The sequence below is a fragment of the Dictyoglomus sp. LHC4 genome, from assembly GCF_055181355.1.
In genome coordinates this window covers 451,655-470,126 of the sequence record NZ_CM143707.1, presented here as the reverse complement: position 1 = coordinate 470,126, position 18,472 = coordinate 451,655, and the positions used below count along the sequence as shown (strand labels likewise).

The 18,472-nt window shown below is 31.5% G+C and carries 18 protein-coding genes and 1 CRISPR repeat array; of the genes, 9 read left to right on the top strand and 9 right to left on the bottom strand.

Translation table 11 applies throughout. The features are described from left to right. Positions 1-36 precede the first annotated feature (36 nt). Genes ACY3JO_RS02265 through ACY3JO_RS02250 form a run of 4 tightly spaced genes read right to left on the bottom strand, consistent with a single transcriptional unit; the run spans position 37 to position 4,760 of the window. Positions 37-1,284, bottom strand: coding sequence for a M28 family metallopeptidase (locus tag ACY3JO_RS02265; RefSeq protein WP_463085198.1), 1,248 nt, complete (start codon positions 1,282-1,284; stop codon positions 37-39). Further along, a complete protein-coding gene (locus tag ACY3JO_RS02260; protein ID WP_463085197.1) occupies positions 1,281-2,828 on the bottom strand; it encodes an MBL fold metallo-hydrolase RNA specificity domain-containing protein in 1,548 nt (515 codons plus the stop codon). Before ACY3JO_RS02260 ends, ACY3JO_RS02265 begins: the two co-directional genes overlap by 4 nt. Positions 2,829-2,844: 16 nt before the next feature. Then, positions 2,845-3,618, bottom strand: coding sequence for a 4Fe-4S binding protein (locus tag ACY3JO_RS02255; protein ID WP_463085196.1), 774 nt, complete (start codon positions 3,616-3,618; stop codon positions 2,845-2,847). Between the two features lie 26 nt (positions 3,619-3,644). Continuing rightward, the gene (locus tag ACY3JO_RS02250; RefSeq protein ID WP_463085195.1) at positions 3,645-4,760 is read right to left on the bottom strand and encodes a DUF4139 domain-containing protein; all 1,116 of its coding nucleotides are present in this window, start codon (positions 4,758-4,760) and stop codon (positions 3,645-3,647) included. 104 nt (positions 4,761-4,864) lie between these two features. Between ACY3JO_RS02250 and ACY3JO_RS02245 the strand changes: the two genes are divergently transcribed. The 9 genes from ACY3JO_RS02245 to ACY3JO_RS02205 all read left to right on the top strand — a co-directional run bounded on the left by ACY3JO_RS02245 (position 4,865) and on the right by ACY3JO_RS02205 (position 12,659). Next, complete coding sequence (locus tag ACY3JO_RS02245; RefSeq protein ID WP_463085194.1) at positions 4,865-5,086, top strand: DUF1659 domain-containing protein; 222 nt, start codon at positions 4,865-4,867, stop codon at positions 5,084-5,086. 19 nt (positions 5,087-5,105) lie between these two features. Continuing rightward, a complete protein-coding gene (locus tag ACY3JO_RS02240; RefSeq protein ID WP_463085193.1) occupies positions 5,106-5,336 on the top strand; it encodes a DUF2922 domain-containing protein in 231 nt (76 codons plus the stop codon). A gap of 50 nt (positions 5,337-5,386) precedes the next feature. Next, complete coding sequence (locus tag ACY3JO_RS02235; RefSeq protein ID WP_463085192.1) at positions 5,387-5,617, top strand: hypothetical protein; 231 nt, start codon at positions 5,387-5,389, stop codon at positions 5,615-5,617. Beyond that, positions 5,610-5,945 carry a YcbK family protein gene (locus ACY3JO_RS02230; RefSeq protein WP_463085191.1) on the top strand — a complete coding sequence of 112 codons (336 nt, stop codon included), beginning with the start codon at positions 5,610-5,612 and terminating at the stop codon, positions 5,943-5,945. The genes ACY3JO_RS02235 and ACY3JO_RS02230 overlap by 8 nt, the downstream gene beginning before the upstream one ends. A gap of 3 nt (positions 5,946-5,948) precedes the next feature. Further along, on the top strand, positions 5,949-6,098 hold the full coding sequence (locus ACY3JO_RS02225) for a YvrJ family protein (protein ID WP_463085190.1): 150 nt from the start codon (positions 5,949-5,951) through the stop codon (positions 6,096-6,098). 419 nt (positions 6,099-6,517) lie between these two features. Beyond that, positions 6,518-8,740: a CRISPR direct-repeat array (repeat unit 30 nt; unit sequence GTTTGTAGCGTACCTATAAGGGATTGAAAC). A gap of 289 nt (positions 8,741-9,029) precedes the next feature. Further along, entirely contained in the window at positions 9,030-9,551 is a 522-nt protein-coding gene (gene purE / locus ACY3JO_RS02220) for a 5-(carboxyamino)imidazole ribonucleotide mutase (RefSeq protein WP_463085189.1), read from the top strand. A 2-nt stretch (positions 9,552-9,553) separates the two neighbouring features. Then, positions 9,554-10,825 (top strand): Nramp family divalent metal transporter, encoded by a 1,272-nt coding sequence (locus ACY3JO_RS02215; RefSeq protein WP_463085188.1) that lies wholly within the window; start codon positions 9,554-9,556, stop codon positions 10,823-10,825. A 6-nt stretch (positions 10,826-10,831) separates the two neighbouring features. Further along, the gene (locus ACY3JO_RS02210; RefSeq protein WP_463085187.1) at positions 10,832-11,284 is read left to right on the top strand and encodes an HNH endonuclease; all 453 of its coding nucleotides are present in this window, start codon (positions 10,832-10,834) and stop codon (positions 11,282-11,284) included. Positions 11,285-11,291: 7 nt separating this feature from the next. After that, entirely contained in the window at positions 11,292-12,659 is a 1,368-nt protein-coding gene (locus ACY3JO_RS02205) for a deoxyribodipyrimidine photo-lyase (protein ID WP_463085186.1), read from the top strand. Positions 12,660-12,671: 12 nt separating this feature from the next. On the opposite strand, the gene ACY3JO_RS02200 is transcribed toward ACY3JO_RS02205, so the two are convergent. The 5 genes from ACY3JO_RS02200 to rfbH are packed head-to-tail and all read right to left on the bottom strand — an operon-like array spanning position 12,672 to position 18,466. After that, positions 12,672-13,775 carry a glycosyltransferase family 4 protein gene (locus tag ACY3JO_RS02200; protein WP_463085185.1) on the bottom strand — a complete coding sequence of 368 codons (1,104 nt, stop codon included), beginning with the start codon at positions 13,773-13,775 and terminating at the stop codon, positions 12,672-12,674. Then, positions 13,768-14,757 (bottom strand): glycosyltransferase, encoded by a 990-nt coding sequence (locus ACY3JO_RS02195; protein WP_463085184.1) that lies wholly within the window; start codon positions 14,755-14,757, stop codon positions 13,768-13,770. Before ACY3JO_RS02195 ends, ACY3JO_RS02200 begins: the two co-directional genes overlap by 8 nt. Then, on the bottom strand, positions 14,747-15,760 hold the full coding sequence (locus tag ACY3JO_RS02190; protein WP_463085183.1) for a glycosyltransferase family 4 protein: 1,014 nt from the start codon (positions 15,758-15,760) through the stop codon (positions 14,747-14,749). Before ACY3JO_RS02190 ends, ACY3JO_RS02195 begins: the two co-directional genes overlap by 11 nt. Further along, the gene (locus tag ACY3JO_RS02185; protein ID WP_463085182.1) at positions 15,753-16,889 is read right to left on the bottom strand and encodes a glycosyltransferase family 2 protein; all 1,137 of its coding nucleotides are present in this window, start codon (positions 16,887-16,889) and stop codon (positions 15,753-15,755) included. Before ACY3JO_RS02185 ends, ACY3JO_RS02190 begins: the two co-directional genes overlap by 8 nt. Then, complete coding sequence (gene rfbH, locus ACY3JO_RS02180; protein ID WP_463085638.1) at positions 16,874-18,466, bottom strand: lipopolysaccharide biosynthesis protein RfbH; 1,593 nt, start codon at positions 18,464-18,466, stop codon at positions 16,874-16,876. The genes ACY3JO_RS02185 and rfbH overlap by 16 nt, the downstream gene beginning before the upstream one ends. Positions 18,467-18,472 lie beyond the last annotated feature (6 nt).

The window sequence follows — 18,472 nt, the reverse complement described above, 5'->3', positions numbered from 1 at the left end:
TTATTTTAATTTTAGACAAATCAATCGTAAAGTAAATTAAAAAAATTTTAAACTCATATCATCTAATATGTTAAAAAACAAATCCATTGTCTCTACCAAATTTTCTCTTTTTATCTCTTCTCTTGTGTCAGACTTTTGATGAAGATCAGGAATATATCCCTCTGAATCACTTCTTATAAAAAAGAAAACAGGAATCTTAAGAAGATGAAAGATATATTGATCTGAATCGGACAGATAATAATTCTCTACAAAATTTGCAGGTACACTCAATTTTTTAATATATTTCTCAGCATACGTATTATAACCTACTATTAAGAACTTTCCCCTTCCTACACAGTCTAAATTTACATTTAAAAATATATTTTCAAGAGGAATAGGAGAATTTTCCACAAAGTATTTTGCTCCTAAAAGCCCCATCTCCTCCGCATTTGTAACTAAGAATAATATATTAAAGGGATAATCATTACCTCTTTCCAATATTAATTTTGCTATCTCCATTAAAACCCCAACGCCTGAGGCATTATCATTGGCACCTGGAAAAAAGGTGTTATCAGGATCTTTTCCCACATGATCTACATGGGCGGAAATTAATAAAACTTTATCACTTTTTATCTTTGATGGCACATAAAAAATAAGATTATAAGCTTTCTCTAATCTTTTATCATATTCAATTCTATAATAACCTATTACTTTTTGTTTCTTATCTAAAAGATCCTTTATATTCTGAAATATTTGAGAAGAAATATAGATTACAGGTAGATTACTATTTTGAAAGAACAAGGATTTTTCAAAAATCAATTCCGTCATATCCTTTGGTATACCCAATATTACTCCCTTTGCACCATAAATAGAGGCAACAATCTGAGACTTCGTAACTCCATTCCCGTAATCTGTAAGCCAAAAATTATCTTTAATATTCTTAACATCCCTTTCAATAGGAGCTTCTACTTTCCAGCTTCCCGAAAATCTATCCCTAAAATCTTCCCTATACTTAAATTTCTTTAAATCCTGATTATACTTTATAGCAAATTCGGGCATATCCCTTAGCTCATAAACTTCCACAGGAAAATCCTGCAAAAAATAATTACTAATATTTATCTTATCTAATTCTGAAGACAAAAAATTAATAGCCTCCCTATTTTCTAATGTACCTGCTTGTCTACCCATATACTTTTTATCAGAAAGTTCATAAATCACATTTAGTGCATAATCTCCCTTAACACAAGAAGATAAAGAAGAAATGAAAAGAAGAAAAAAGGATAAAATTAAGATTGTAATTCTCATGCGTTTGTACTCCTTTTATCTATCTCTTTAAGAAGTATCAAGGCAGAATTTAAAAGAGAATAGGTATCAATATCCTGAGAAATTGGTTGAGACTTAATTTTCGTAATATAACTCTCTAAATCAGAGATTAAAGAATATACATCAATCTTAGGAGTAACCTTTGGAGTTATAATTTCTTTCTTTTCCAAATCTAAGGTTTGGGCATAGGTAGGAATAATAGTTTTTCTTCCTCTAAGCTGTAATAACTGTCCAAGGGTTTGAGAAGCCTTAGGCTCTCCATGAACTATGATAAAAGTAGGGTCACCTTGAAAATTATCTGTCCAAGTTAAAAGATCCCTTTGATCTGCATGAGCAGAAAATCCATTTATAGTATGAATTTTAGCCCTAACTGTTATTTCCTCTCCCATCACATGTACCCTCTTCTCACCATCAACAATCCTTCTTCCCAATGTCCCCTCCGCCTGATAACCTACAAAAATCAAATGGGTATTTTCTTTCCATAAATTATGTTTCAAATGGTGAAGAATTCTTCCTCCCGTACACATTCCACTTCCTGCAATAACAAATCCTATATCAAGATCATTTATAGTTTTTGATTCCTCAGTGGTAGACAAAAATTTTAAATTTTTTAATTGAAAAGGGCTTATTCCTTCAAGAAAATATTTCTGAATTTCTCCCGAAAGAAGATTACTATGCCTTTCATAAACCTCTGTAACCTTTTTGCCCATAGGACTATCAAAAAATATAGGAATTTTTGTTAAAATTGGGTATTTATAGGATAAAAGCATAATTTCATATATCACCCTTTGAGCCCTATCTACCACAAAGGAAGGTATAAGTACCTTACCTCCACTATTTAAAGCGTCCAAGACAACTGATTCAAATTCTTTTCTTGTATCTTCCAAAGACTTATGAAGTCTATCACCATAGGTAGATTCAATTACCACATAATCTGCTCCCTCAATAATAGGGGGATTTCCTTCCATTACATTGTTTTGTGGTCCTATATCTCCAGAAAAAACTATTTTAGTATTATCTCCCCATACCTCTAAGGAGGATGCACCAAGAATATGGGCAGAGTCCCTAAACCTAACCTTTATATCATTAAGATCTAACATTTCATCATAAGGCACTGGTTCAAAAAGCTTCATGGCCATTTCTACTTCTCTTTCCGTATAAAGAGGCTCTATAAGAGGCTTACCTGATCTAAGATTTTTCCTATTTATTCTTTCTACTTCCTCTTTCATAAGTTTTACAGTATCCAGCCATAGAATTTCACAAAGTTCTATAGTAGGATAAGTAGCGTATATTTTACTCTTGAATCCTTCCTTTACAAGCTTAGGAATTCTTCCCGAATGATCCAAATGGGCATGAGTAAGAATCACCCCAGAAATCTCCTTAGGATCAAAAGGGAAAGGTATCGCATTTTCATTTTCAGATTTTCCTTGAAATATACCACAATCTACAAGATATTTCTTATTATTTTCCAAGAGAAAGCAAGATCCTGTAACCTCGCCTGCAGCCCCTAAAAAAGTTATTCTCAAAGTATCACCCTCTTTACTATTCAATTTTCCATTCTACCTGTCCACAAGTGAAACATTCATGACATCTGATACAATGAGGAGAACTAGGATCTTTATTAACCTCTATATTTACAGGACATTTTATCTTACATAAACTACAAGAAAGACAGGTAGGCTTTAATTCTAAATGATAAAAGGAAATTTTATTGAAAACAGAAAGGATAGTACCAAGAGGACATACAAATCTACAAAAAGGACGAGATATAAATATTGAAGAAACAATAAATAAGATAAGCAATAGAATCTTAATGGCAAACAAAAAACCAATAAGACTTCTAAGAGGTGGACGTATTAGGATTTGAGGTATTCCAGCTTCTAAGGTGCCTGCGGGACAAAGCTTACAAAACCATGGTTCAAGAGTAAAATAAGGGATCAAAATTACAAGAATAATAAGAATACTCCATCTTATAAAAGTAGCAAATCTATTTTCTATCCTTATCTTTCTCAATGGAATTTTATAAAGAAGGTCTTGAATAAAACCAAAGGGACAAAGCCAGCCACAAAAATATCTCCCAAGAAGTAAACCCGAAAGAAAAAGAATACCAAGAGTAAAAAAGGGAAATTGATGAAGCACTATAAAATGCTGAAGAGTACCAATAGGACAAGCAAAACTTGCTAATGGACAAGAATAGCAATTAAAAACTGGCACAGGTATATGCTTACCCCAAGGAGCTAAAAAAAAGGAATTCACAATGAGAAGAGTTATTGTCTGCCAAAGACTCCGTTTTTTAAATATACTCTTTTTCTTCATAAGATAAATTATACTACAAAAAGTTATTATCTAAGCCTTTTTGAAGTATAATTATAAATCAATGTGGCAGAACTCCCTCCCTTCACCTTTACATAAAAAACAAAAGTATTTTTATCTATCTTCTCATAAGGGAAATTAGAAGAAACAATCTCCACACTATCTTCATAAATATATTCCCTTACCTCTACAGTCACATCCTCCTTTTTACTATTTCTTATCTCTACTGAAACCTTTGATTCTTTTATCTCATATTTTCCTTCAACTCTTTGCTTACTCTCCAAGATCTTTCTCTCTCCCTTTATATCAAAATCTATCCCTTGTATTAACTCTATTTTTTCTCCAACCGGTATATTATGTATGCTACTTTCTCCTAAAAAGATTGCCCTTCTCTCTACCACTTCAAAGATTTTAAGATTTCCCATAGGTATAGTAATACCAAGCCCATTCTCTTTTTTATTCTCTATATTCCATAAGATATAAACTTTTCCATTTTGAAAAACATATCTCTTAATAGCATTATTTATCTCTGCATCTATAATAGGGATAATCTTCGTACTTCCTTTAGCTAAACTATATTCACCTGAAAGATCAAATAATTTATAACCTTCTACTTCTTTTAACTCTGTCTCAGAGGTGTCACGCATAGCAAGAACGCTTAAACCTTTTCCCTCTAGCATTTCCTGAGGTCCCCTCTCCATATTTATTTCTCCTGCCAAAACAGAAAGCTTTACTTTTTGAAAACTCATATCAGATCTATTTTGTAGATAAATATCAGAAGAAAATCTTAATTTATCTTTATCAATGAAAAAGGAATGAACAGCATTCCAATTAATATTTGGAAGAATATAAACAATCTTTAAAGTATCAATCATATCTTCAGAAGAATAGATAAAAATACCAGATGGAGGATACAATACCTCCAAAATTCTATTTCCCTTACTTGAATATATAAAAAAGTTTCCCGCATCTATACTTTGAGGGATCTCATCTAAGGATATAAAATTAACCCCCTTTGTAAGTTTTACCTCTTTTTCAAGAGATACCACAGCAAAATTCTTCTGATAAACAATTAAATTCTGAGAAAAGGAAAAGGAGAGAATAAAAAGCATAAAAATGATTAAAAATATGGATATTTTTTTCATTATTATTTACCCCCTACAAAGAATTTTTCTAAATTATAACATATTTTATGTCACCCATCCTTAGGATTTATTTAATAGAAAGCCCAAAAGAAGGAGGTGAAAAAATGGCAGTACAGAGCTTACCTTATAACTCCCGACTTATCCTTAGAATACAGGTAGGAATCCAGCAAGGAAACCCCGTATTAAGAAACAGAAGCTTCAACAATATAAAAGCAGATGTATCAGATGAGGCAGTATATACAGTGGCTCAAGCTTTGGGATCCCTTCAAAAATTTCCAATAGTTAAAGTTGTAAGAACTAATGATGAAGAGTTATCTGAAATCTAAAAAATAAGGAGGTATAAAGATGGCCACTTATTCCACAAGAAAATATTTGAGAATGATATTTAAAGACAGTGGAGGAAGTAACTTTACCATAAGAATTTCTGATCCTAAGGATGATTTAACAGAAGCCCAAATTTTAAGCGCTATGGATACAATAATAAATCAAAATATATTTCAAGGAAAAACAGGAGATCTGGTAGAAAAAGTTGACACAAAAATAACAGAAACAAACATTAGTGATTACTACGACTAAAACTAAAGGGTGGAGGTAATACCTCCACCCAAAAGAAAGGAGATTTAAATATGTTTGAAAACTTAGTAAAAAGAGTACAATTTAAATTTAGCTTCCTCTATCAAACCTTTCCAAGCTATACATGCAAAATATGTAGCCAAAAGAAAAATTTTGTATTTTTCATAGATGAAAATCCTGTATGTCCAGAATGTTTACCCATATTTTTTGAAAAACATCTAATCCCATTGATTATTTCAAAAGTAATAATAGGACTTGAACATAAGGAGGACAAAAATGCCTGAAATAAATGATATTAAAATATCTAAAAACTTCTACCTTAAAGATTTTCAATGCCCATGTTGTAAAAGGGTAATGATACTCCCATTTCTTCTTGATGAAATGGAAAAATTATATGCCATGGTAAAAGGAAAAATAAAAATTACAAGTGGATATCGTTGTGAAAAGCATAACAAAGAAGTAGGAGGAGCACCAAATTCCAAACATATGAAAGGACTTGCTTGTGATATCACAGCCACAGATCTAGAAGAAGTATATAACACAGCAAAAAATCTAAAATTCTCCTTCGTTAAACTTGACGAAAAAAAGAAATATATCCATATGGAGGTGTAAGTCTTGAAAGATATATATCAATTAATAAGTAATCTTGGATTTCCCATAGTTGTGTCTTTAATACTTTTATTAAGAATAGAGACAAGAATTGAAAACCTAACAAAAGCTATCAATGAACTATCCCAAGCAATACTTAGCTTACCTAAAAATTAAACCATAAAATCAGCCTGGGATTAGTTAAATATCTCAGGCTGATTTTTTGTTACATATACATTTAAAGAAAAATAAGATCTCTCAAGAATTTTTTGAGATCGACAGAAAATGTAACAATTAGAGATAGCCTCCTTTCATCGCTAAACTTGAATCTTACTAATTTCTTAATGATTTTTTATCCCAAATATTTTTCAAAATAGTTCTTTGCTTTATTAGAAAACAATTTAGCTTATTCTTAAAAACTATTTTTACAGTCTACCCCCGATAACCCCAAAACCCTGGGGGATCGACAGAAATATATTTTTTTATATCAAACCCTATTTACATCTGACTTTTCTTATGCTATACTACCCACAAAATTGTAGCGTACCTATAAGGGTAGTAATTTTTGGAGAGTTCTATTTTTGCCCTTTCTACGGGTTTGTAGCGTACCTATAAGGGATTGAAACCGTTTTGTGCGTTTTGTGCGTTTGTGCGTCTTGTGTGTTTGTAGCGTACCTATAAGGGATTGAAACACGAAAGAAGTATATTTCAAGGAGAGGGAAGCTTTCGTTTGTAGCGTACCTATAAGGGATTGAAACTGATGCCTTGATAATTGTGCTCTCTGACATATTCCGGTTTGTAGCGTACCTATAAGGGATTGAAACGAGCTTATGACTAGCCTGCTGGGTGTCCCAGTGCAAAGTTTGTAGCGTACCTATAAGGGATTGAAACAATACTATCTTGTTTTGGGATAAATAAATTGAAACGGTTTGTAGCGTACCTATAAGGGATTGAAACTTTCTTTCCAGTGTGCATCTTTCCAGGATGCGCAAGGGTTTGTAGCGTACCTATAAGGGATTGAAACAAACTCATCTTTTTGTAGATATTCTATATTTCTAGTGTTTGTAGCGTACCTATAAGGGATTGAAACCCGTCCGGGCCCTGAATGTAGAACAATTCTTTCTCGAGGTTTGTAGCGTACCTATAAGGGATTGAAACAGAGCAACTTTGAAAATGCGTACACCTTGGGATAGAGGTTTGTAGCGTACCTATAAGGGATTGAAACCTCCTCCTCTCTCTCAACTTTTGAGTATATTATAGAGGTTTGTAGCGTACCTATAAGGGATTGAAACAATTTTCGAATATGCGAATATGCGAAAGCAGTATACAGTTTGTAGCGTACCTATAAGGGATTGAAACACGTACGTGTAGCACACGTACGTGTGAACATCTTCCCGTTTGTAGCGTACCTATAAGGGATTGAAACAAATTTAGAAGCAAGGAAATATCTTGCCTGTAAAGTTTGTAGCGTACCTATAAGGGATTGAAACAAAAATTGAAGAAGATTGGGAAGAGTTCCACACATGTTTGTAGCGTACCTATAAGGGATTGAAACTTTGCCAGGCCTGGAGCAGCCAGGCCTGGCTTGAGAGTTTGTAGCGTACCTATAAGGGATTGAAACATTTCTGGGACTGGACATACGGGCCCGAGATAGAGAGTTTGTAGCGTACCTATAAGGGATTGAAACCTCCTTTCTTTTTTTTATTTGCCAGGCCTGGAGTAACGTTTGTAGCGTACCTATAAGGGATTGAAACCCCAAATCCCGCCTGGATGGAGGCGAGAGGTATACTGTTTGTAGCGTACCTATAAGGGATTGAAACTCTTTGCAGGCTGCACAAGAGCTCTTGTGCAGCCTGGTTTGTAGCGTACCTATAAGGGATTGAAACTAGAATACATTTTTAAATTTTGTCAAGAAGTTTTTTGTTTGTAGCGTACCTATAAGGGATTGAAACGTTTCTTCTCTCCTTTCATTCTACCCACTCCTTTCTTGTTTGTAGCGTACCTATAAGGGATTGAAACAAGTTTTGTTAAAACTTGCAAGCAAGGAAAAATCTTGTTTGTAGCGTACCTATAAGGGATTGAAACGATTTCTGACCGAAACAGGTTTGACCTTTTTTCAGGCGTTTGTAGCGTACCTATAAGGGATTGAAACTTGTAGCCATGCTCCTAGAGAAATCTCAGAAGAACAAGTTTGTAGCGTACCTATAAGGGATTGAAACGCGATTTCCCAAATCTCCTTTGGAGATATATCTTCTGTTTGTAGCGTACCTATAAGGGATTGAAACCAGTATAAGACAAGGGACGTAGATTTCGTCGAAAGAGTTTGTAGCGTACCTATAAGGGATTGAAACAGGAGTATATCAGGCGAGTACGCAACGTACTCGCCTTGTTTGTAGCGTACCTATAAGGGATTGAAACAAGTTTTTTTAAAAGCTTCCAAGCAAGGAAAAATCTGGTTTGTAGCGTACCTATAAGGGATTGAAACAATATCTTCCTTGAGAGATTCGAATCTCTCGAGGAAGTTTGTAGCGTACCTATAAGGGATTGAAACTATTCGTATTTGTTCCTCATTCCTTTCACACTCCTCTCGTTTGTAGCGTACCTATAAGGGATTGAAACAGGGTATATATGGCGTATGAGTGGCGCATAGTATGTGTTTGTAGCGTACCTATAAGGGATTGAAACTTTCTTTCCAATGTGCCTCTCTCCAGGCTGCACAAGAGTTTGTAGCGTACCTATAAGGGATTGAAACGAAAGTATTCTATACTATTCTCAAAAAAAGAGAGAGGGTTTGTAGCGTACCTATAAGGGATTGAAACAGCTAAGGTTATAAATAATAGGTATAAATAATAGGGAAGAACGTTAAAAAGGTACTGAGAAGAGGTACAAAAAGGATTTAAGCTTGTATTTATAGGCAGTATTAAAACATGAGAGCATAGAAGAATATTGCATAAGAAATTGAGATATTTAAAAAGATGAAAAAGAGTAAGGAAAATTTTAGTGATAATGAGAATAAAAATCTAAAAACATACTCTCAATGCATCTTCTATATTGCATTAAAAAATAGTTATAAGTTATTATAAAAAAAAAGTTGCGGAGGTGTGTTGCATGGATAAACCTTTAGTAGGAATTATCATGGGAAGTGATAGTGATCTTCCTGTAGTTAAAGAGACTGCTGAGATTTTAGAAAAATTTGGAGTACCTTATGAAATAACTGTGCTTTCTGCCCATAGAACCCCAGAAAGAGCTTTTCAATATGCAAAAGAGGCAGAAAAAAGGGGTTTAGAAGTAATAATTGCTGCTGCAGGAGGTGCAGCTCATCTACCTGGGGTTATTGCTTCCCTTACTCCTCTACCCGTAATTGGTATTCCTATAAAGACCTCATCTTTGAATGGTTTAGATTCTCTTTTATCTATAGTACAGATGCCTTCTGGAATTCCTGTAGCTACTGTTACCATAAATGGAGCAAAGAACGCAGGGATTTTGGCAATTGAGATATTAGGAGTGAAATATCCAGAATTAAGGGAAAAAATAAAAGACTACAAAGAGAAAATGAAAGAAGAAGTAGAGAATAAAGCAAAGGAATTAGAAAGTTTAGGATATAAAAAGTATTTGGAGAAAGATAAATAAGTATGCTAAATAAAATAAAAGATCTATTTAGAAATCACAAACCCAATCTTGGTGCTTTAGATATATTAAAATATATTGGACCAGGATTTCTTGTAACCGTAGGTTTTATTGATCCTGGAAACTGGGCTTCTAACATGTCAGCAGGTTCCCAATTTGGATATACTTTGCTTTGGATGGTAACCCTCTCTACCATCATGCTCATATTTCTACAACATAATTCAGCCCACCTCGGGATTGCTACTGGACTATGTCTTTCTGAGTCAGTAGCCAAATATTTTTCTAAGAAAACAAGTTATTTCATACTTATTACAGCAATGCTCGCATCCATATCTACCGCTCTTGCAGAAATCTTAGGAGCAGCCATAGGTCTAAATATGCTTTTTAGTCTTCCCATCAATATAGGTGCAACTCTTACAACGCTCCTTGTAATATATATGTTGATATCAAATAACTATAGAAAACTTGAGAAATTTATTATTGGATTTGTATCTCTTATAGGTCTTTCTTTCTTATTTGAATTATCATTAGTAAAGATTAATTGGAAAAGTGCAGTTGTAGGTTGGACAGTACCTTCATTCCCTCCTAATTCTATTCCCATAATTATGAGTGTTATGGGGGCTGTAGTTATGCCTCATAACCTATTCTTACATTCGGAAACAATTCAGAGTAGGCAATGGAATTTAGAAGAAGAAAATATAATAAAAAAGCAATTAAAATATGAATACCTTGATACCATATTAGCTATGATTGTAGGATGGGCTATAAATAGCTCTATGATTCTTATTGCAGCAGAAACCTTTTATAAGAATAACACCATAATTACAGAACTTCCACAAGCCTATATAACCTTAAAACCTATCCTTGGAAATTTAGCTTCTACTATTTTTGCAGTAGCTCTATTATTTTCTGGCTTCTCATCCTCCATAACAGCAGCTATGGCGGGTGGAAGTATATGGGCTGGAATATCCCATGAGCCTTTTGATCTAAAAGATAATCATACTCGTATAGGAATATCCATAACCCTGATAGGTGCCTTACTTATACTATTCTTTATATCTGATCCCTTCCAAGGACTTATATGGAGCCAAATAATGCTAAGTATTCAACTTCCCTTTACTATCTTTCCCCTTATAAAATTGACCTCATCAAGAAATGTGATGGGAAAATTTGCAAATTCTAAGTGGGATAATACAATACTCATTTTAATTGGTACGATAGTTACAATTTTAAACCTTATCTTACTTCTTAGCTTGATTGGTATTGACTTATTTTAATAATTAATGACAAAAAAGGATTTAAAGTTAACAATAGAACTTATCCCAGAAAGTGCTTGGGGGGAAAATCTTAGAAAATATCTACCTAAGGAAGTATGGGATAGAATAAGAAAAGAGGTATTTAGAAGGGCAAATTACAAGTGTAGCATATGTGGTAAAAGAGGTAAACTCCACTGCCATGAAGTATGGGACTATGATGACCAGAATCATATCTTAAAATTAAAAGGATTTATGAGTCTTTGTGAAAAATGTCATCTTATAAAACATTGGGGGATAGCAAATATATTGGCAAGTAAAGGCAAAATAAAATTGGAAGATCTTATAAAGCATTTTATGAATGTAAACAATTGTGATAGAAAAACCTTTGAAGAACATAAAAAAGAAGCAATTCAAAAATTTAATGAGAGATCAAGATATGAATGGATTATAGATATAAGCATATTAAATTCAAAAGATTAATAAAAAAATGGATAAAGAGAGAATAAGAAAAATTAACAATAAAGATATAAATAAAGATGGTAAATTTGTCTTATATTATATGTCATTAAGTCAAAGAGAAGATCAAAATCACAGTTTAGAATTTTCAGTACATCTTTCTAATCAACTGAACAAGCCTTTAGTTGTATATTTTCCGGTTTCTGACATGTATAAGTTTTCCAATATTAGATATTACAGATTTATGTTAGAAGGTATATTAAAGACAAAGAAAAATATAGAAGAAAGAGGCCTTCAATTTATCATTGAAAAGATTAATCCTCCTTACAAGAAAGTAATAGATAACTCCCAGAATTATGTGGCTGTCATATTAGATAAAGGATACTTAAGGCATCATCGAAAAATAAATAAAGAGATAGCAGACAAGTCTGAAGTCTCAGTATTTGAAATAGAAAGTGATGTAATTTTACCTATTGAAATTGCCTCTTCAAAACAAGAACCCTATGCTTCGACTATTAGGCCTAAGATTTTTAATTTATTAAATATATATCTCAAACCTTTAGAAAAGTTAACACCAAAAGTTAAATCACATGGATATGATTTCGGCTTCAATCCTTTATCAATTCAAAATGTAGATGAAATATTAAGGATATTATCTATTGACAATTCAGTAACAACAGTTGAGAAATATTTTACGGGCGGAAGCGATGAAGCAGAAAAAAGGTTGAAAGATTTCATAGAAAATAAACTATATAAATATAAAGAATTAAGATCTAACCCTGCATATGATTATCAATCAAATCTAAGTCCATATTTACATTTTGGACAGATATCTCCCATTAAAATTGTCCTTGAAGTTCTGAAAAATTACGATTTTAATGACGAAAATGTCCAAAGCTTTTTTAATGAATTAATTATTTGGAGAGAGCTTGCAAGAAATTTCTGTTACTACAATCCTTTTTATAACCAATATCAAGGTATTCCAGAATGGGCTAAATATACCTTGGAGCAACATCTCTCTGATAAAAGAGATTATATCTATAACTTGGAAGACTTAGAGAAAGCACAAACCCACGATATATATTGGAATACAGCTCAAAAAGAATTATTAAAAATAGGAAAAATGCATGGATATATGAGAATGTATTGGGCCAAAAAAGTTATCGAATGGACCTTACATCCCAAGCAAGCCTTTGATTTTATTTGTTATTTAAATGATAAATATTCTCTAGATGGCAGAGATCCTAATGGATATTCAGGTATATCTTGGTGTTTTGGATCCCATGATAGACCTTTTCGAGAAAGAAAAATCTTTGGAAAGGTCAGATATATGAGCAAAAGGGGATTGGAGGAGAAATTCGACATAAAAAAATACATAGAAAGAGTAAATAATGTTTAAACTCCCTTATATTTAGTTACCTACTTCCTCTTTTATTGTCTTTAAATGTTCCATAGCAGATTTTTCCCAAGAAAAATTTCTTACTCTTTCGTATCCTTTCCTTTTTATTTTCTCTCTTAAATTCTGATCTTTTAAAACCTTAATAATTCCCTCTGCTATATCTTCTACATCATAAGGATTCACATAATATACCGCATCACCACAAATTTCTAACAATGGAGGAATTTTAGAAACCACAGAAGGACATCCACAAGCCATAGCCTCAAGAGGTGGTAGCCCAAATCCTTCATAAAAAGATGGAAAAACAAAAAGATCTGCGAGATTATACAAAATAGGAAGATCTTCATTATCTATATATCCGGTAAAAATTACTTTATCTTTTAAATATTTATTATTTAACACCTCATAAATCTCTCTATCTCCCTTTATAAAACCCTCCTTTTTACCCGTAATCACCAAAAATATATCCTTTTCCTTTCTTATAATTCTCTCAAAGGCTCTTAATAACCCTTTTAGGTTCTTATGAGGTTTTACATTTCCCACAAAAAATAGAAATTTATCAGGTAGACTATATTTATTCTTTACCTTTATCTTTTCCTCATCATGATATACTTTAAATCTTTTTGTATCTACCCCATTGTATATTACCTTTATCTTTTCTTCTTTTACCTTTGTATATTTCAATATCTCAGATTTTGAAAATTGAGATACTGTAATTATCAAATTTGAAAATCTAACTGCAGAGTTTATAAGAAGCTTAGCATAACTTCTTTCAAAAAGACTATATAAATCCTCAAAAACTAAATGAAAAACATCATGTATAGTAACGATTCTTTTTTTTACCCTTACAGGAAATATAGGCACATTAAAATGGGGAGACCAAAAAACATCCACATCTTTCACTTTTAAAATATACTCTACTTGCTCCAAAGGAAAATATATAGAAGATTTCATGGGAATTATATTTACACCAGAATCAATATATTTATTTATTTTCTCTTTGTCTCCTAAAAGACATAAAATCATGTGTTCCTTCAAAAAAGGAATTAAGTTTTGAAGATACGTACCTATACCTGAAGAATCAATCATTCTTGCATCAACAAGAAGTTTAAGCATCCTCATAATCTCTCTCTAAAATAGCTCTAATTATCAATTTTAATCTATCTATTTGTTGTCTTCTAATTCTATTCAAAATAATGCCAATAAAACTTAAATAAACTAAGGGTAGATATAACGGATAAAATCTCTTGGTAAAGAGAATTCTATTTCTAACTCCGTAAAAATCAGATAATTTACTCTTTTTAAGCCCCTTAGAATCTGAGCCAATACTTCCCCCCTCTTTATGATATACCTTACTTTTCCAACAATAAATTAATTCATATCCCTTTCTTTTTGCCCTCTCTGACCAATCCAGATCTTCAAAATATAAAAAATATCTTTCATCCATTAAGCCTACATCTTCCAAAAATTCCTTAGTAACAAACATACTTGCACCTATTACATAATCAATCTTAATTCCATCTCTGTCATATTGGCCTTTATCTTCTTCAAAACCACCTATATGTTTTGTTAATGCAAAATATTTACTATATTTTCCACCTATTCCTTGAAGTATATTAGAATTATAATAATAGAGAAGTTTAGATCCAATAATTCCTACTTTCTTTCCATTACTCTTATATTTTTCAGCACACTCCACGAGATATCTTAACGAGTCCTTATCTACAATAATATCGTTATTTAATATCCACATATAAGAAAAATCATTCTTATTCAAAGCATATTTAATACCTCTGTTTACACCATTAGCATATCCCTTATTCTTTTCAACCTTAATATACACTAAAGGATAAAGAAAAGAATCTAATTTAAACTCCTTAATTACATCATTAACTACATATTCCTTAATCAATCTAATGTTTTTACTTTTAATCCACTCTATTATTGAAGACTCTAAATCTGACTGGGGATTATTGTTTAAAATAATTAATTGAAAATATGGATATGAAATGTTTAAAAAATTCTCAATAAGCTTTAAAGTATCATAAGTACCAGAATAATGAATAATATTGACATAAACTTTATCATTATATTTCATATCTTACCCATCCTTTCCACTTTTTAATAAAATCCTCTATAACTATTCCCTTTTTAAATCTTTTACCTAGTTCCTTAGCTTTTAGAGATAAGATAATCTTTTCATCCGTAGATAAATTGAAATATTCTATTATTTTTTCAGCTACCTTTCTTGATTCCAAAGGCAAAATAAAATCTTCCCCTAATTCTCTTATTATCTCCTTTGTGCCAGTATATTCCGAAATTATACATGGCATTCCACCAAGCAAAGTTTCAAGATTACTAACAGGGAAAGTATCTCCTCTTCCTAAATGTACATAAAGAGATGATTTTTCTATATACTCGTAGATGTCTGAAAAGCCAATAAAATTAATCCCTTCATAATTAAATTTTTCTCTAATCTCTTTACTCCAATTACCTAAAATAAAGAGCTCAGAATCTTTTACCTCTTTTTTTACAATTTTAAAGGCATCCACCAAAAGATCTAAGCCTTTGTAGTAGTAATCTGGACCATTTCCTATGAATAAAATATTATGATTAAATTCACTTTTTACAGGAATATTCAAAAGATATTTATATCTCTCTTCATCAATAAAAGGGTAAGCAACTATATATTCAGCCTTAGGATATACCTCTTTTAAAAGATCTTTTACCATGTTACCTATACATATAAACAAATCTACATTAGGTATTGCTAATCTATGTAAAAGCCTTTCTAAAAAATTCATTCTTTTTATTTTTATATAAAATAATTTAGGATCTGCTGAAATATTAATAATAGTCTTCTTAAATCTTTTGATAGGAAGAAGTTTAAATAATGATGGTATTAAAAAAGTTCCTTCACATAATAAAATATCATCTGATGAGGAATTAAGAGCATATTTCAAATATAAAAAGATTCTTTTAAAAGGGCTATTTTTCTTACTTAATATATCTAAATCCCAAGCTCCTATAGCATCAGCTAAACCTTTATGGAAAGGGTGAGGTGTATAGAATAAAAAACAAATGTTTATGTACTTACTCATACTTTTTTAAATAGAAGAATGGAATAATCTCCATATGCTTTAATATTTCCCTATCCCTAACTTTTCTTTTACTCTGTATTACTATTCTTTGCTTTATAGCATCCCTAAACTCTCTTATATTCCAAAACAACGCATTGATATAGGATTTAAAATATCCAGAATTAAAAGAAAAAGCTGTCTTAAATGAAACAGTAAGAAATTTTATTAATATACTTAAAGGCAAAAACATAATAATATTAATTAATGAATAATTTTTAATTAAAACCCTAAGTTTATTTCTATAATCCAAATAAAATGTATTTAAATTAAACTTTTTAGTAGTTTGCGACCCCTTATGATAACATATTGCATCTAAACAGACTTTAATATCATATCCTAATAATCTTGCTTGCCAGGACAAATCTGCATCTTCAAAATATGCATATAATTTTTCATCAAATAATTTTCCATCCTCACCAATCTCTAAAATTAAATCTTTGCTTATTAGAAGACATGCACCACTTAAATAAAAAGGTTTATGCCCTTTTAAATTTTTTATAGGTCTTGTATTACCTATAACATCACAAGAAAAGCCTAAATTATCTATTGAAAGATCATAGTAATTATAAATTTTGGGTTGAATTAAACCCACACCTTTTCCTACCATACTTACCAAATTTGTCAAAAGATTTTTATCTGCTACTACATCATTACTAATTATTAGTATATAGTCTGGATCTAATTTTTTAATTGCAAATTGAATACCTATGTTATTCCCTTTATCAAAACCATAATTCTCTTTAGTTTTTATTAAAAAAAGTCTTTTGTTATATGTATTTAAAGCATCAATCTTCTCTAAAATCTTTATATCTATATTTTCAGAATACTCTAAGACTTTAATAGGCTTATCATCAGCATTGTAATAAAAATAATTTGAATCAACCCTTATTTTCCCCTCACAATATTCTTTTATTCTCTCCACAGAATCATCAAAAGATCCATTATCCACTAATATAACATCATAGTTAGGGTAATTTAATTGGAAAAGAGATTCTAAGCATTCAATAGCATCTTTCCAACCATTCCAGTTAAGTAAAACAATAGAAATTTTAGGCTGATCTTGAGTATTATTTTCTATATTTTTATACATGATTTTTTCCTATTAATAAATTCCTTAAACTTTTCTATCATATATTCTATGTGCTCTCTATTTATGCCTGGCCAAACTCCTATCCAAAATGTATCATGCATAATTTTATCTGTATTCTTTAATTCTCCTACAACCCTGTATTTAATTTCATTATATACAAAAGCTGGTTGTCGCAAAATATTTCCTGCAAAAAGCAATCTTGTGCCTATACCACTTTCTTCTAAAAATTCCAATAATTCCTTCCTTTCAAAGGGGGCATCATCCTTTATGGTTAATATAAAACCAAACCAACTTGGTTCTGCATGATCAAGCCAATGAGGTAGTACGAAATATTCATCTAAATTCTCCTTTATAAATCCTTCATATAACATATTAAAGTTTTCTTTTCTTTTTTCAATGAAATAAGGAAGTTTCTTTAGTTGAGATAATCCCAATGCTGCTTGAAAATCAGTTGCCTTTAAATTATAACCCAAATGGGAATATATATATTTATGATCATACCCAAAAGGAAGATCACCAAGTTTCCAGCTAAATCTTTTTCCACATGTATTATCCTTTCCAGGAGGACACCAACAATCTCTACCCCAATCTCTATATGACAATATTATTCTATATAAATTGGGATCATCTGTTAAAACTGCTCCACCTTCCCCCATTGTCATATGATGTGCAGGATAAAAACTTATTGTTGCTATATCCCCAAATGTTCCAGTATACTTTCCCCTATATTTTGATCCTAAGGAATCACAATTATCCTCTATAACCCACAAATCGTATTTATTGGCTATTTCTTTCACTTTATCTAAGTCAAAAGGATTACCTAAGGTATGAGCAAGAAATATAGCTTTTGTCCTATCCGTAATCGCATTTTCTAACTGTTTAACATTCACATTATAGGTTCCTAAATCTACATCTAAAAATACAGGTATAAGATTATTTTGTATAATTGGAGCAATAGTAGTTGGGAAACCTGCTGCAACTGTAATTACTTCATCTCCAGGCTTTAATCTTTTATCTCCCAATTTATAAGAAGTAAGAGCAGATATGGCTATTAAATTAGCAGAAGATCCTGAATTCACTAAAGCACAATATTTTCTCCCTAAAAATTTAGAAAATTCCTTTTCAAATTCATCAGCGAATCTTCCTGCTGTTAACCACTGATCTAAGGAAGCATCTATAAGATTATCTAAATCATCTTCATCTATTACTTTACCCGATGGGGGAATTGTTTTGAGTATCTTATTTTTGTGAAAATTAGAGAAATATATATTTCCCGCATATTTTACAAATTCGCGCAAAATTCTATCAAGACATTCTTTCTTTACCCTTCCTATTTTTCTACATGATTTTTGAGGTACATTATAAAGTCTATATAGCTTTATCCAAAAATCTCCTGACAAATTACTCTCTTCTATTTCCTCTTGCCTTATACATATACCACCAATATTCTCGCCAATAGTTATTAAAGCCCCTAAAACATTATTTTCTTTGTTATCTATAACAAATAAATAATTTTCTTGACTATTTGTCTCTTCTAATGGAAGATTACAAAAACAAATATCTCCAGCCTCCAAAATACAATC

Bases quoted from the DNA above. Each gene is read 5' to 3' on its own strand.
- ACY3JO_RS02250 (WP_463085195.1), bottom strand. From the start codon at position 4,760: ATGAAAAAAATATCCATATTTTTAATCATTTTTATGCTTTTTATTCTC.
- ACY3JO_RS02200 (WP_463085185.1), bottom strand. From the start codon at position 13,775: ATGCTTAAACTTCTTGTTGATGCAAGAATGATTGATTCTTCAGGTATA.
- ACY3JO_RS02230 (WP_463085191.1), top strand. From the start codon at position 5,610: ATGCCTGAAATAAATGATATTAAAATATCTAAAAACTTCTACCTTAAA.
- ACY3JO_RS02210 (WP_463085187.1), top strand. From the start codon at position 10,832: ATGACAAAAAAGGATTTAAAGTTAACAATAGAACTTATCCCAGAAAGT.
- ACY3JO_RS02235 (WP_463085192.1), top strand. From the start codon at position 5,387: ATGTTTGAAAACTTAGTAAAAAGAGTACAATTTAAATTTAGCTTCCTC.
- ACY3JO_RS02245 (WP_463085194.1), top strand. From the start codon at position 4,865: ATGGCAGTACAGAGCTTACCTTATAACTCCCGACTTATCCTTAGAATA.
- ACY3JO_RS02195 (WP_463085184.1), bottom strand. From the start codon at position 14,757: ATGAAATATAATGATAAAGTTTATGTCAATATTATTCATTATTCTGGT.
- ACY3JO_RS02185 (WP_463085182.1), bottom strand. From the start codon at position 16,889: ATGTATAAAAATATAGAAAATAATACTCAAGATCAGCCTAAAATTTCT.
- ACY3JO_RS02265 (WP_463085198.1), bottom strand. From the start codon at position 1,284: ATGAGAATTACAATCTTAATTTTATCCTTTTTTCTTCTTTTCATTTCT.
- ACY3JO_RS02240 (WP_463085193.1), top strand. From the start codon at position 5,106: ATGGCCACTTATTCCACAAGAAAATATTTGAGAATGATATTTAAAGAC.
- ACY3JO_RS02205 (WP_463085186.1), top strand. From the start codon at position 11,292: ATGGATAAAGAGAGAATAAGAAAAATTAACAATAAAGATATAAATAAA.
- ACY3JO_RS02190 (WP_463085183.1), bottom strand. From the start codon at position 15,760: ATGAGTAAGTACATAAACATTTGTTTTTTATTCTATACACCTCACCCT.
- ACY3JO_RS02215 (WP_463085188.1), top strand. From the start codon at position 9,554: ATGCTAAATAAAATAAAAGATCTATTTAGAAATCACAAACCCAATCTT.
- purE (WP_463085189.1), top strand. From the start codon at position 9,030: ATGGATAAACCTTTAGTAGGAATTATCATGGGAAGTGATAGTGATCTT.
- ACY3JO_RS02255 (WP_463085196.1), bottom strand. From the start codon at position 3,618: ATGAAGAAAAAGAGTATATTTAAAAAACGGAGTCTTTGGCAGACAATA.